We start from the raw sequence: 14399 nt of genomic DNA on the forward strand, positions 1-14399 counted from the left end.
GCATTTCTAAATTCAAGCAATGCCAAATAATTCACTCAAGTGGATATACCTTGTCGTACTATCCATTATTTGGGGAAGTTCGTTTATCCTTATCAAAAAAGGGCTAGTAGGCCTAGAACCACTACAACTAGGAGCTTTACGAATCTTATTCTCCGCATTTGTTCTGTTACTATTTGGATGGAAAAGTTTGAAAAGCATAAATAAGTTAGCTTGGAAATGGATAGGAGTTTCTGCATTGCTAGGAACTGGTATACCCGTGTTTCTCTTCGCTTTTGCCGAAACTGAGATTGATAGCGCCGTAGTAGGAATTTTAAATTCTAGTGTACCACTACTTGCGTTTGTTTTTGGAATACTACTATTTGGAGCCAAATTTATCAAACAACAGTTCATAGGTGTTCTTTTAGGACTTATAGGCGCTGGGGCACTCATTTATATAGGTGCTCAAATAAATGAAGAGCAAAATTACTGGTACGCTTCACTAGTAATCATAGCATCATCCCTGTATGCGCTTAATGTAAATATTATAAAACGCCACCTTCAAGATGTAAGCGCACTAGCTATTGCTGCAGGAAACTTTGTTTTCTTAATCATACCTGCACTCATCATACTATTTTACTCAGATTTTTTTGAACTTCCTTTAACCACAGATACCACAATACAGCAATCCATCGGCTACATTGTGCTGCTTTCTATTTTTGGGACTGCCATTGCAAAAGTGATGTTTAACAAGCTAGTACAGATAAGCAACCCAGTGTTTGCCTCCTCTGTAACCTACTTAATGCCTATTATTTCTGTGACTTGGGGATTACTAGATGGAGAAGCATTTACAAGTCTTCAGGTTATTGCTACACTGATTATCCTTACTGGCGTTTATATTGGGAATACGGGGAAAAGAAAGGTCTAACTAAATCTGATTCGATTGAAATAAAAGCCTCTAGCTTTAAAAATCTCATAAAGATTACTAGCTAACTTTCGCGAAAGCGCACAAAAAAAGGCGACTTACATTACTGCAAATCGCTTTCATCAACTAAACTATCTTTTCAACTACCCTAATGGTGGTTGTCCATTCATTATTTCTTCACTTGCATACTCTTCAAACTTCTTGAAGTTATCTTTAAAAGATCTCGCAAGCTTGTTTGCAGTGGCATAGTATCCTTCATCGTTATTCCAAGTTGCTCTAGGTGATAATACCTCTGTAGGTACTCCTGGGCATGTGCGTGGTTGCGCTAGTCCAAAAACAGAGTGTACATGGTAGTGATCATGAGAAGTCTCTTGTGGTAACTCTCCATTCATCGCTGCCTTGATCATAGCACGTGTGTACTTAAGTTTCATACGTGATCCTACTCCATAAGGTCCGCCAGTCCATCCAGTGTTTATAAGCCATACATTCACTCCAGATGCCTTCATTTTCTCACTAAGCATCTCTGCATATTTAGTAGGATGTAATGGCATAAATGGTGCTCCAAAACAAGCCGAAAATGACGGTTGTGGCTCTGTAACTCCTGCTTCTGTTCCAGCAACCTTTGCAGTATACCCACTTATAAAGTGATAAGCAGCTTGACCTGGTGTTAATTTTGAGATAGGAGGCAATACTCCAAAAGCATCTGCTGTTAAGAAGAAAATGTTTTTAGGATTCTTCCCTACAGAAGGCTCTTGAATATTATCAATGTGGTTAATAGGATAACTCACACGTGTATTTTGTGTGATAGAAGTATCTTCAAAAGCTACATTACCATTATCATCAAGAATTACATTCTCTAGTATTGCTCCTGGCTTGATAGCATTAAAGATATCTGGCTCATTTTCCTTAGACAGGTTAATCACCTTTGCATAGCAACCTCCTTCAAAGTTAAAGATGGTGTTTTCCTTAGTCCATCCGTGCTCATCATCTCCTATAAGCTTACGCTCAGGATCTGCCGAAAGTGTTGTTTTTCCAGTACCAGAAAGTCCAAAGAAAATTGCAGTCTCTCCATTATCCCCTACGTTTGCACTACAGTGCATAGGTAATGTTTCCTTCTCTACAGGAAGGATAAAGTTCAATGCAGAAAAGATTCCTTTCTTGATTTCACCAGTATAACCAGTTCCACCTATAATGATTGTCTTTTCTGTAAATGAAAGAATTGCAAAGTTACTCTGGCGAGTCCCATCTACTTCAGGATCTGCTAGAAATCCAGGAGCATTAAGAATAGTCCACTCTGGATCAAATGTTTTAAGTTCTTCAACCGTAGGGCGAAGAAACATGTTATAAGCAAACATGTTTGACCAAGGATACTCGTTTATCACTCGTATATTTAGTCTGTAATTCTCATCTGCACAAGCATAACTGTCTCGCACGTAGATTTCTTTTTCAGAAAGATAGTTGGCTACTTTTGCTTTTAATTTTGCAAAAGCTTCTTCACCAAATGGGAGGTTAATGTTACCCCACCAGACTTTATCTTCTGTCTTGGCATCTTTTACAATAAAGCGATCTAAAGGTGATCGTCCTGTAAAAGTACCAGTGTTTACTGCTAGTGCGCCAGAGGACGCAGTAGTTCCCATATCATTTTCTACGCTTATTTCGTGTAGTTTCTCAGGGGAGAGTTGGTAGTTGATTTTGGCATTTTTGATGCCTAATTTTTCTAATGAAAGTGTCTTCGAAGCTAAGCTATCTGCGACCATAACAATGAGTTTTGTGTTGTTTTAGGTCACAAAAGTAGTAAGACTTTGCTCAGCACTATAACGTTTTCGCTGTTTTATTTGGATTTTATGAAATGTATAACTATCAGAAACCAACTAACAATGAGCAAAGTCCCGCCTATTGGGGTGATAAGAGCGATTTTAGTAAAATCAAAAGATGTTAATTCATTGGTTGCCAGCCCGTATATAGATCCTGAAAAGAATAAAATACCTAGCAATAGAAGCACCCATACTATTTTTTTCGTTTTTTCGCTTAAAGCGAAAACTGGAATAAGCAATAACAATAAGGCATGATACATTTGATACTTTACTCCCGTCTCAAAAGTCGCAATCGCCGATGTGTCAAGCACTTTCTCGAGGCCATGAGCACCGAAAGCTCCTATAATAACTGCAGTAAGTCCAAAAATCCCACCTGTGAGTCTTAATTTTTTATCCATGCTATTTGTTTAAGGCGTGGTCCAAAACCGTACTTTAGACCAACAGAATTCAATTTGAACTCTCATACAAAATTACAAAACAAACTACCCATGCGAAAGATTCTCGTTATAGGCGCTGGAAAATCCACGAGCCAACTCGTAAACTACCTACTCTCTAAATCTGACACCGAAGATCTACATATCACCGTGGGTGACATCTCCATAGAGAATGCTCAAAAACTCATCAATAATCACAATAATGCTACTGCACTACGCCTTGATGTATTTAACAAGGAAGAACGTGAGCAGGCTATTAAAGCAGCAACTATAGTAATCTCTATGCTTCCTGCACGTTTCCATATTGAGGTGGCTCGAGACTGCGTAACTTTTGAGAAGTCTATGGTAACCGCTTCTTATATTTCTGATGAGATGGAAGCGCTTGATGCTGCTGTAAAAGAAAAAGGTCTTGTATTTATGAATGAGATAGGCCTAGACCCAGGTATAGATCACATGAGTGCCATGCAGGTAATAGACCGTATACGCGATAAAGGAGGAAAGATGATCCTGTTTGAATCTTTTACAGGTGGTCTCGTAGCTCCAGAAAGCGACACCAATCTATGGAATTATAAATTTACTTGGAACCCTCGTAACGTGGTTCTCGCAGGTCAAGGTGGCGCAGCCGAGTTTATTCAAGAGGGAACTTATAAGTATATTCCCTACCAACGACTTTTTAGACGTACAGAATTTTTACAGATAGAAGGTCACGGTCGTTTTGAAGGTTATGCAAATCGCAATTCGCTAAAGTATCGCTCTGTATATGGTCTTGATGACATCCCTACATTGTATCGCGGTACCATACGTCGAGTTGGCTTTTCTAGAGCTTGGCAAATGTTTGTACTCTTAGGTATGACAGATGATAGTTATCAACTAGAAAAGACGGAGCACATGAGCTACCGTGATTATGTAAATTTATTTCTACCCTACTCTCCTACAGATTCTGTAGAGTTAAAACTACGTCACTACCTAAAGATTGATCAAGATGATTTACTCTGGGACAAGCTTTTAGATCTTGATCTTTTTAATGCCAATAAAAAATTAGGACTTACAAACGCAACTCCTGCTCAAGCATTACAACGCATCCTAGAAGACAAATGGACACTCGCACCAGAAGATAAGGATATGATTGTGATGTATCATAAATTTGGCTACGAGCTTGACGGTAAGCGCAAGCAGATTGATGCAACCATGGTAAACATAGGAGAGGATCAAATAGAAACAGCAATGGCAAGAACGGTAGGTTTGCCAGTAGCTATGGCAACCTTACGTATTCTTAATGGAGAGATTACTACACCTGGAGTACAACTACCTATTAAGAAAGAAGTGTACAAACCTATTCTTAAAGAACTAGAAGACTACGGCATTACCTTTAAGGAATACGAGGTAGACTATCTAGGTTATAATCCAGATAACGTAGGCGGATAAGCTTTTTAAAAATTAAATTACAGTTTCTAACTATTTACATATCTTGTAGTTTCAATATATAATCTTTTTGAGATGAAAATAGTAAAAGACGAACTTATTATAGACGGTATAGATAAGATAATCTTGCGCCAACTTATGGAAGATGCCCGTAAGCCTATTCTTGAGATTGCTCGTAAAGTAGGGATTTCTGGAGCTGCCATACACCAGCGTTTACGCAAGCTTGAGAAGTCTGGACTAATAACTGGCTCTAAGTTTATTATAGATCCAAAAGTATTAGGTTATCGCACGCAAGCATTTATAGGTGTATACCTCGATAGAGCTGCCAATAATGCAAGAGCCGTACGACAACTTAAAGATATTCCCGAGGTGATAGAGTGTCATTACACTACTGGAAACTGGTCTGTACTTATCAAAATTCTGTGCAAAAACAATGAAGATTTAATGAATTTACTCAATAAAAAGATTCAAGCTATAGATGGTGTCTCTCGTACAGAAACCTTTATCTCACTTGATCAACAAATAGACAGACAGATTAAAATCTAACTTTTTACGCTTTCGCGAAAGCGTACCACTACTATTAAAACCCAATATTTATGCATAAAAAAACCTCTCACTTGGAGAGGTTTTTCTTTTAACTAAGCTTTTGTTACAGCCCAGGATAACTACCCGTAAGGATCTCAATACCATCAATTACCCAACCTACAACAAAGAAACCTGCTGTAAGAATAAATAAGATGTTCCAGCCTATTGGGCTTCCTAAGTACCATCTGTGTGCCGCAAAACCTCCTAAGAATAACCATAATAAAATAGCTATCAGTTGGCGATCTGCTTCTACTGCTGCAGGTGAAGTAAGTACTTCTGCCTGATCATCCTCAGTAAGTGTTACTCCGTTTACGGCAGCAACTGCTGTTCTCTGTACTGGAAATCCAGCATAGGTATTTGTAACGGCAAGCATTACAAACGCAAATAATAGTGTAATTTTGAGTCTCATAGTTTGGTTTTGTTTTTATTAGACCTAACTAAATTACCTAAAAAACAGCTATGTACTTACGAAGAATTCTCTTTTTTACATATTTCCTGCTCGGAGCTACCGCTTACGGCCAACTTACTGCTTATGAATATATGGGAGTTATAAAGCTTAATGATTCTGCTTTTATATCCTATAAACTAGCCTTTGAAGAAGTGGATGGTAGAGTACAAGGATACTCCATGGCAGATTTAGGAGGGAAACACGAAACTAAGTCAAATATCAAAGGAATTTACGACAGTGAAAACAAAATATTCTCCTTTGCCGAATATGATATTGTGTACACAAAATCTCCACTAGGTGAGGTAGACATGTGTCTCATAAACTTTGAAGGTAAAATGAGAAATCTTGAAAACAACAAAGCTTTTAGCGGTGATTTTAAAGGACTATACCCAGACAAGAGTTCATGCCTAGATGGGATGCTCATCATGTCTGCCACAGAAGAGGCGCAAGCTAGAATTGCCAAGCTAGACAAGAAGATTCAGAAATCTAAAAAGGTAAGTCAAGAATTAAAAGATAGAATTTCGGCAAAACGTTCTGTAGACACGCTTACCATGAGTATCGTAAGGAAAAATGAAAACCTCAACGTCTTTACAAAGACAAAGGATGTTGTGATTTCTATATATGATTCAGGAAAGGTTGATGATGACCGCATTAATCTATTTGTGGATGATATACTTATACTAGAAGATTACTCAATAGAAAAAGCTAAAAAGCAAATACCAATCACTATTACCAAGAAAACAACCGTAGTACGCGTAGAAGCCCTTACAGAAGGAACCTCTGCTCCAAATACAGTTAAAGTAGAAATAAAAGACGGCCCAAGTTTAATAACTACGAGAACGAGTTTAAAAACTGGGGAAAAGGCCGAACTTACTTTAGTGAGGCAGTAAAAGAAGTTAGATTTCCTCTTAATAAAGCACAAAAAACCCACGCTATAAACGTGGGTTTTGATTAACTCTATCAATTTATTAGTTACACTGTAAATTGGTGAGATAGTTAGTTATATTCCTATCCTCATCTACTGAGAAAAGATTGTAATGGTATTTCTTATTAAACATCTTATTACCATGTTTGAAACTATTTTTAACATTACTCTCCATACCCGATATAAGTGTTGAGCAGTCACCGAAATATTTTTTTACAGTTTCTATTGAATTTATACTTTTTTCCTGAGTTAAGGAATGAGCCCATTCCTTTTCTACGACATTACCTTGCTTATCAAATACAGTAAAGAAGTTTACATCTCTGTATACCCTACTAGCAAGGGTATATTTATCACTTTCAGCTACTATTTCCATTAATCGATAAGTCTTTTTCTTTGGAACCAACATTTTTAACACAATCTCCTTTGTTCCAGAATTAGAAAGATTAAAATAATATGTGACCGCGCCTCCCCCAACTGATTGTCCAATAAATTCAAATTTTTTCAAGGCTTCTACATCTAGAACCACCTCGTTTATATCTTTAATATCGATATCGTTTATTTCTCCATCCTCATCAAAATAATATAAAACCTGAGCACCATAGGTTATTCTACCCCAAATGCGTTGACTTACCCCTACATTTTTATTAGCTAATTGTAATTTAGGTGTATGCTTCTTTTTTCCAGATTTAGCCTTCTGGTTATTTTCTCCATCATGCAAAGTAATTATAGATCCATCTTGCATTGTAATCTCACCGAAAATGTTTTGAGCATTAGCAGTTGTAAATAAAGCACCCATAAAAAGGGCAAGTAGCAATTTTTTCATATTATTTTTTTTGTTTAAGATGCTCAATATATGCATATTGCAAAAATTCACTTGCATAATTCTATTTAAAATGTGTCAAATTTTGTTTCCCCGCCCCTAAAGGGAGCAAAATTCTTTAACTGTCAGTACATTCAAACTAACGCACAAAAAAACCCACGCTATAAACGTGGGTTTTGTAATCTAACATTTTCGCGAAAGCGAAAAAATTACTATTCCTGTGCGACTCGCACCTAGTATCTGTAGTACTCAGGCTTAAATGGCCCTTCTACTGTCACACCGATGTAGTCTGCTTGCTCTGTAGAAAGAGTTTCTAGCTCTACACCTAGACGTGATAAGTGCAATGCTGCTACTTTCTCATCAAGGTGCTTAGGAAGCATGTATACTTCGTTGTTATAGTTTGCACTGTTTTTCCAAAGTTCGATTTGTGCTAGCGTCTGGTTTGTAAATGAGTTACTCATTACAAAACTAGGGTGACCTGTTGCACAACCTAAGTTTACAAGACGACCTTCTGCAAGAACAATAATATCTTTACCGTCTATAGTATACTTATCTACTTGTGGCTTGATTTCATCCTTAGTTGCTCCGTGTGTGCTGTTTAACCAGCCCATGTCGATCTCATTATCAAAGTGACCTATGTTACATACAATCACCTTATCCTTCATAGCCTCAAAGTGCTCTGGGCGTATGATGTCTTTGTTTCCAGTTGTAGTAATCACAATATCTGCGTTACCTACTACAGAGTTAAGTTTCTTTACTTCAAATCCGTCCATTGCAGCTTGAAGTGCACAGATAGGATCAATTTCAGTTACTGTAACAATAGATCCAGCACCTTTAAAAGAAGCTGCTGTTCCTTTACCTACATCTCCGTATCCACATACTACTACACGCTTTCCAGCAAGCATAGTATCTGTAGCACGACGTATAGCATCTACCGCACTCTCACGACATCCGTACTTGTTGTCAAACTTAGACTTAGTTACAGAATCATTTACGTTTATTGCTGGCATAGGTAATGTTCCTTTCTTTACACGCTCGTAAAGACGGTGTACACCAGTCGTAGTTTCTTCAGAAAGACCTTTGATATCTTTTGCAAGTTCTGGGTAACGATCTAATACCATGTTAGTAAGATCACCTCCATCATCAAGGATCATGTTTAATGGCTTACGATCTTCTCCAAAGAAAAGTGTTTGCTCGATACACCAGTCAAATTCTTCTTCATTCATCCCTTTCCAAGCATATACTGGTATTCCAGCATCTGCAATGGCTGCAGCAGCTTGATCTTGAGTAGAAAATATGTTACAAGAAGACCAAGTTACCTCTGCTCCTAGTGCTTTTAATGTTTCAATTAAAACAGCTGTCTGTATTGTCATATGCAGACATCCTGCAATACGAGCACCTTTAAGCGGCTGCTCATCTCCATACTCTTCACGTAGAGACATAAGCCCAGGCATCTCTGCCTCTGCAAGTTCGATCTCTTTGCGTCCCCAGCCTGCTAGGGAAATATCTTTTACTTTGTACGGTACGTACGGTACTGTCTTTGTGCTCATAATTTGTATATTTAGCTTATTTCTTAGCAGTGGCAAATTTACGCAATACCTTACAGAAAACCTTTTAATCGATGCCTCTTTACAAAACGATAACAGTTAGCTCGAGTACAACAGTCTATATTTGGAAGATTGAAGAAGATATTACTACGCTTTCGCGAAATATAAAACTCACAGATCATTGCCAAAATAGACTCAAGGGAATGAAGTCTGAGCTTCATCAAAGAGGTTTCATGAGTATACGCCATCTCCTCGCCGAAGCAGGCTACACAGATTTTGACTTATATTATGATAAAAACGGAAAACCTCATCTGCATGATGGCAAGCAAATCTCTATCACACATAGCTACACCTTTACTGCCATTATTGTAAGTGATCAACCCGTAGGTATCGACATAGAAAAGCAACGTGACAAAATCTTACGCATTGCTCATAAATTTACACCCATAGAAGAATACTACACACTTACTAATGCAGATGCTCGCATGCGCAAACTCACTATTGTATGGGGAGCAAAAGAGTCACTTTATAAACTATATTCACAAGAAGGGCTCAGTTTTTTAAAGCATATTGACGTTACAGATTTTGATTTTGATGATGCTAAGACTACAGCGACGGTAAATTATGAAGGTGCAGTCTCCACCTATGATCTCACCTTTATGGAGTTCGAGGGATTTACCTGTGTATATGGGTTTTAATTTTGGCCCCGATAGCTATCGCGATTTAAAGTTTTACTTGCGTTTACGGTTATTAATAATGAATAGCATTCTTTGTACTGCAATTCCTACCTTCGTGTGGTGACTATATATTCCCAAATCAAACACAAAAAAGAAGAAGGCGGTAAACTACTCGCAATTCTCATAGATCCAGATAAGTTTGAATTGGATCCCGCTTTCGCGAAAGCGTACTTAAAAAAACTACCCGCTACTACAACCCATATTTTTATAGGCGGCAGTACAGATCCAGCACGTAAAACAGCAACTGTGGTTCGACTTCTAAAAGCCGAAACATCATTACCAATTATTCTGTTTCCTGGAAATTACAATCAGGTTACTCCAGATGCAGATGCAATATTATTTTTATCCCTATTATCTGGTGATAATGCCGAATTTTTAATAGGCCAGCAAACCAAAGCTGCAAGAGCAGTACAACAAAGCAAGCTTGAAGTGATCCCTACTGGATACTTACTCATAGAAGGCGGATCTGTAACTGCTGTGCAACGAGTGAGCCAGACCAGCCCAATGTCGCAAGGTGATGTAGAACGCATAGTAGACACGGCACTTGCAGGACAATATTTAGGTAAAAAATGTATCTATCTAGAAGCAGGAAGCGGCGCAAAAACAGCGGTGCAACCTTCAATTATTAAAGAAGTTTGCAATGCGCTCACCATCCCAGTAATCGTGGGCGGAGGTATTAGAAATTCTACTCAAATGGATCTAGCCTACGAAGCTGGTGCAACAATGGTCGTTATAGGCACAGCTTTTGAAGACAACTCGTGGAATGACCTCTAATTAATATTATATCACCCTCATGAAATACATCATTTATCTAATAACGATTCTCATCACAACACAACTACTAAGTCAAACGACTTATGTAGTTGATGCAGTGTCAAAAACACCAGTATCCTTTGCTACTATTTCTTTTGGTGATGGAAGAGGAACGTTTGCAGGCGACGTTGGTGAGTTTACTTTTATTAGCTCAAAATATAAGGATATAGACAGTCTGTACATTTCGGCTATAGGTTTTAAAGAACAGGCCTTTGCTGCCGCTAGCTTACCCAAAAAGATTTTTTTAGCTCCAGAGGCTAGCTTACTTTCTGAAGTTATCGTTACCGCAGAAAAGAAAGGCAAATACAAAAAGAAGAAACACAAGGAGACTACACACACTAATTATTATAACTGCTGGCTCCCTACCGTAGAAAGTGAGGTTGCTGTTCTTTTTAATCGTGAGGATGGAAAATCTTCAAAAATTGCCCAACTGTGGATTCCTATAAACTCAGAAAAGGAATATCGCAAAAAAGGTAACATGAAATTTTCTACCTTGTTCCGCATTCAGTTTTATAAGAATGAGAATGGACTGCCTGGGACACCTGTAATTCATAGGGATATTGTTTTTCGCGTAAGCGAGCAAGATGATGAGATGTACGAGCTCGATATAGATAAATATCAAATCTTTATTCCTAGAGACGGGATTTTTGCCTCCTTGCAAGTACTAGGGTATGCAGATAAAGAAGGAAAGCTTATACAGACTAAAAAATATAATGAAATTGAAACTCCTAGAGGAATTCAAAAAGTATCTGTTACTTTTAGACCTCTATTACCGTTTACAAGTGAATTGCCATCACAAAAAACGTATGTGAGAAGAGTCTTTTTTAATGATAAAAAATGGCAGGTCTTTGACCGTACTTACAATGAGCATTCAGCGCTTGTAAAAACTGGAAATGTAAATTATGGAATGGGTGCATTACTACACATTTATCAAGAATAACAACTATGCAAATCTCTGTAGATCTTACTTTTAGTCCGCTACAAAATGATTATGAAATGTATATCATTTCTATTATAAAGCGACTACGTGATTCTGGTCTTACCATTGTAGAAAATCCTCTTGCCACTCAAGTATATGGGGACTATGACAAGGTGATGACTACACTTACTAAAGAAATGAAGCGCAGCTTTGAGGAAATAGGCATCGGTCTATTTTATATTAAAATTGTAAAAACAGATCGCTCTGATTATGTCGCAGATTTTTGATTTCCTTTTTGGGCAGTATGCCACATACGACACCTTAGACATTGTCTTAGAACTTATAGCTGCGGTATTTACAATCGCATCTGTAGTCTACTCAAAACAAAATAACGTTCTCGTTTTTCCAACTGGGATGATTTGCACAGCAATCTTTGTGTATCTACTTCTCAAATGGGGACTACTGGGAGACATGATGATTAATGGATATTACTTCGTTATGAGTGTTTATGGATGGTATGTCTGGACAAAAAAAGTAGATGGCATTGCGGTCACTCCTATTACGAGAACTACTAGAAAAGAGCACCTACTATCTGCTATCATTTTTATAACATCTGCGATTTTTGTGTACATCGTGTATATCATTTTCGATAAAATTGAACACTGGACATCTTATGTAGATATGATCACCACGGGAATATTTTTTGTAGGCATGTGGCTCATGGCTAAACGTAAAATTGAGAATTGGATTTACTGGATTATAGGTGATATCATCACAGTACCTCTTTATTTTTATAAAGGACTCACTTTCAGTAGTATTTTATATTTTGCACTCACTATCATTGCCATTTTTGGATATTTAGCATGGAAAAAGAACTTAGACAAGTCAGTAGTAATTGCATAAGAATTTGCCTTATTGGACCAGAAAGTAGTGGGAAAAGTACGCTTTCTCGAAAGCTAGCTCAGCATTACAACGCACCCTTAGTGCTAGAATATGCAAGAGAATATCTTCAAAATTTATGGGACAAAGAGCAAAAGATATGTAGACCTATGGATCTACTACCCATTGCCAAAGGCCAGATAAAACTAGAGAATGCTGCAGTGAGCAATGCTACAAACCTTGTTATTTGTGACACAGACTTACTCACCACAAAAATATATAGCGAAGCATACTATGATGGATGGTGTCCAGAATTGTTGGAAAAAATGGCGTTAGAAAATAAATATGATTTGTACCTTTTAACGTACATAGACACTCCTTGGGAGAAAGATGACTTAAGAGATCGCCCAGAAAGAAGAGAGGAAATGTTTAATTATTTTAAACATACCTTAGAGAAGTATAAAAAACCATTTATTCTTGTAAAAGGCACTGTGCCAGAAAGAATGGTAACTGCTACCAAATCTATAAATACACTTTTAGTTTGAATATCACAGATCAAGACATAGAGCACATCACAAATTTAGGTGTAACCAGAGAGCAAGTTGAAGAGCAATTCCAGATACTCAAGGAAGGAATTCCATTTGCAAACTTGCGAAGTGCGGCAACAAAAGGAAATGGTCTTATTGTGCTCAATCCAGAAGAAGAAAAACAACTAGTACAACATTACGAGGATAGTAAAAGTGCAATACATCCATTAAAATTCACTCCAGCATCTGGTGCTGCTACGAGGATGTTCAAATTTCTATTTGAATTTGTAGAAGACTACAATCCAAAAGAGGGAAGTATTAACGCATACATAAATAAGAAAGGTGTTCCAGAGTTAAGATTATTTTTTGTTGGCTTAGAGAGCTTCCCTTTCTACAAGAAAATAAGAGCACGCATTAAAGACAAGTATGGAAAAGATGGTGCAGACATCAATGAAAACAGATTGCGTTTTGTAAAAATAATGCTTGAAGAAAAGGAGCTTAATTTTGGAAAAAAACCTAAAGGATTATTCCCTTTTCACAGTTATAAGAAATATGTTGCAGCAGCTTTTGAAGAGCATCTTTTTGAAGGTGCTCTGTATGCAACAAAAGACACCGTTGCCCGACTTCACTTCACAGTTTCAAAAGAACATCAAAAGAGATTTTCAAAACGTTTTGATAAACGCAAAGACTATATAGAACGTAAGACAGGAATGACCTTTGACATATCTTATTCTTACCAAGACTCAGCTACAGATACAGTAGCCCTTACCGAAACTAATACACTTTTAAGAGATCAGGAAGGAAAACTCATATTTAGACCTGGAGGGCACGGAGCTTTAATAAACAACTTAAATAAGCAAGATGCAGATATTATATTCATTAAGAATATTGATAACGTCGTTGTAAATAAGTACAAGACTCAAGTTGCTTATTATAAAAAAATGCTTGCTGGAAAGTTACTTTCACTTCAAGCAACATCTTTTGAATATCTAAAGAAAATTGACAGTCAAAGTGACCTTTTAGACAGCGAGCGTATAGAGATTGCGGCCTTCTTAGAAAATGATCTATTCTTAAGGCTTCCTACAAACTATAAAAGTCTTGAAAACGCAGCACAAACAGATCTTTTGAGAAAATTACTAGATCGCCCTATACGCGTGTGTGGTATGGTAAAAAATGAAGGAGAACCAGGAGGCGGCCCTTTCTGGGTGATTGACGAAGATGGTACTGAGAGTTTGCAAATTATAGAAAGTGTGCAGATTAATCCCGATGACAAGGAGCAGCAGGAAATTCTTAAAAATGCTACACACTTTAATCCAGTAGATATCATTTGCGGTGTAAAAAATTACAAAGGAGAGAAGTATGATCTTCTCAAATATGTAGATTACAAAGCAGGATTTATCGCATCAAAAAGCTACCAAGGAAGGAAAATTAAAGCACTTGAACATCCAGGACTTTGGAATGGTGCAATGGCACATTGGAACACTATATTTATAGAAGTTCCGCTAGTTACTTTCAATCCTGTAAAAACGGTTAATGATCTTCTTAAACCAGCTCACCAAGTAAAATAACACAATCATAGGTTAAATTTTGTTTAATCTTATTTATTAAAAGATAAACAATAAGTATCT

General features: G+C 37.3%; 16 protein-coding genes. 11 read left to right on the forward strand and 5 right to left on the reverse strand.

Annotated elements, in window-relative coordinates; translation table 11 throughout:
* Positions 1–19: 19 nt before the first annotated feature.
* Complete coding sequence (locus DCS32_RS05055) at positions 20–904, forward strand: DMT family transporter (RefSeq protein WP_108877275.1); 885 nt, start codon at positions 20–22, stop codon at positions 902–904.
* A gap of 140 nt (positions 905–1044) precedes the next feature.
* Here DCS32_RS05055 and pckA read toward each other — a convergent pair whose 3' ends face one another.
* Positions 1045–2658, reverse strand: a complete 1614-nt coding sequence (gene pckA, locus DCS32_RS05060) for a phosphoenolpyruvate carboxykinase (ATP) (RefSeq protein WP_108877276.1) — start codon at positions 2656–2658, stop codon at positions 1045–1047.
* A gap of 74 nt (positions 2659–2732) precedes the next feature.
* A complete protein-coding gene (locus DCS32_RS05065) occupies positions 2733–3113 on the reverse strand; it encodes a DUF423 domain-containing protein (protein WP_108877277.1) in 381 nt (126 codons plus the stop codon).
* Positions 3114–3203: 90 nt separating this feature from the next.
* Between DCS32_RS05065 and DCS32_RS05070 the strand changes: the two genes are divergently transcribed.
* Positions 3204–4574 carry a saccharopine dehydrogenase family protein gene (locus tag DCS32_RS05070; protein ID WP_108877278.1) on the forward strand — a complete coding sequence of 457 codons (1371 nt, stop codon included), beginning with the start codon at positions 3204–3206 and terminating at the stop codon, positions 4572–4574.
* Positions 4575–4646: 72 nt separating this feature from the next.
* Positions 4647–5117: an Lrp/AsnC ligand binding domain-containing protein gene (locus DCS32_RS05075; protein ID WP_108877279.1), complete on the forward strand. Its 471-nt coding sequence runs from the start codon at positions 4647–4649 to the stop codon at positions 5115–5117.
* A 103-nt stretch (positions 5118–5220) separates the two neighbouring features.
* Here DCS32_RS05075 and DCS32_RS05080 read toward each other — a convergent pair whose 3' ends face one another.
* Entirely contained in the window at positions 5221–5565 is a 345-nt protein-coding gene (locus DCS32_RS05080; protein WP_108877280.1) for a TM2 domain-containing protein, read from the reverse strand.
* Positions 5566–5615: 50 nt separating this feature from the next.
* On the opposite strand from DCS32_RS05080, the gene DCS32_RS05085 reads away from it, so the two are divergent.
* Positions 5616–6494: a hypothetical protein gene (locus DCS32_RS05085; protein ID WP_108877281.1), complete on the forward strand. Its 879-nt coding sequence runs from the start codon at positions 5616–5618 to the stop codon at positions 6492–6494.
* 78 nt (positions 6495–6572) lie between these two features.
* Here the strand turns inward: DCS32_RS05085 and DCS32_RS05090 are convergent, their stop codons facing one another.
* Entirely contained in the window at positions 6573–7352 is a 780-nt protein-coding gene (locus tag DCS32_RS05090; RefSeq protein WP_108877282.1) for a hypothetical protein, read from the reverse strand.
* 230 nt (positions 7353–7582) lie between these two features.
* Entirely contained in the window at positions 7583–8899 is a 1317-nt protein-coding gene (gene ahcY / locus DCS32_RS05095; RefSeq protein WP_108877283.1) for an adenosylhomocysteinase, read from the reverse strand.
* Between the two features lie 71 nt (positions 8900–8970).
* On the opposite strand from ahcY, the gene DCS32_RS05100 reads away from it, so the two are divergent.
* From DCS32_RS05100 to DCS32_RS05130, 7 genes are all read left to right on the forward strand, one after another.
* Positions 8971–9594, forward strand: coding sequence for a 4'-phosphopantetheinyl transferase family protein (locus DCS32_RS05100; protein WP_108877284.1), 624 nt, complete (start codon positions 8971–8973; stop codon positions 9592–9594).
* Between the two features lie 99 nt (positions 9595–9693).
* Positions 9694–10407: a geranylgeranylglyceryl/heptaprenylglyceryl phosphate synthase gene (locus DCS32_RS05105; RefSeq protein WP_239057566.1), complete on the forward strand. Its 714-nt coding sequence runs from the start codon at positions 9694–9696 to the stop codon at positions 10405–10407.
* A 19-nt stretch (positions 10408–10426) separates the two neighbouring features.
* Positions 10427–11386 (forward strand): 3-ketoacyl-ACP reductase, encoded by a 960-nt coding sequence (locus DCS32_RS05110; protein WP_108877286.1) that lies wholly within the window; start codon positions 10427–10429, stop codon positions 11384–11386.
* Between the two features lie 5 nt (positions 11387–11391).
* The gene (locus DCS32_RS05115) at positions 11392–11652 is read left to right on the forward strand and encodes a thiamine-binding protein (RefSeq protein WP_108877287.1); all 261 of its coding nucleotides are present in this window, start codon (positions 11392–11394) and stop codon (positions 11650–11652) included.
* A complete protein-coding gene (gene pnuC / locus DCS32_RS05120; RefSeq protein ID WP_108877288.1) occupies positions 11636–12268 on the forward strand; it encodes a nicotinamide riboside transporter PnuC in 633 nt (210 codons plus the stop codon). The genes DCS32_RS05115 and pnuC overlap by 17 nt, the downstream gene beginning before the upstream one ends.
* The gene (locus DCS32_RS05125; protein ID WP_108877289.1) at positions 12229–12789 is read left to right on the forward strand and encodes an AAA family ATPase; all 561 of its coding nucleotides are present in this window, start codon (positions 12229–12231) and stop codon (positions 12787–12789) included. The genes pnuC and DCS32_RS05125 overlap by 40 nt, the downstream gene beginning before the upstream one ends.
* Entirely contained in the window at positions 12786–14339 is a 1554-nt protein-coding gene (locus DCS32_RS05130; protein WP_108877290.1) for a DUF4301 family protein, read from the forward strand. The genes DCS32_RS05125 and DCS32_RS05130 overlap by 4 nt, the downstream gene beginning before the upstream one ends.
* Positions 14340–14399 lie beyond the last annotated feature (60 nt).

Origin of the sequence: Dokdonia sp. Dokd-P16 (genome assembly GCF_003095655.1) — a bacterium.
In the GTDB taxonomy this organism is placed as follows: Bacteria; Bacteroidota; Bacteroidia; order Flavobacteriales; family Flavobacteriaceae; genus Dokdonia.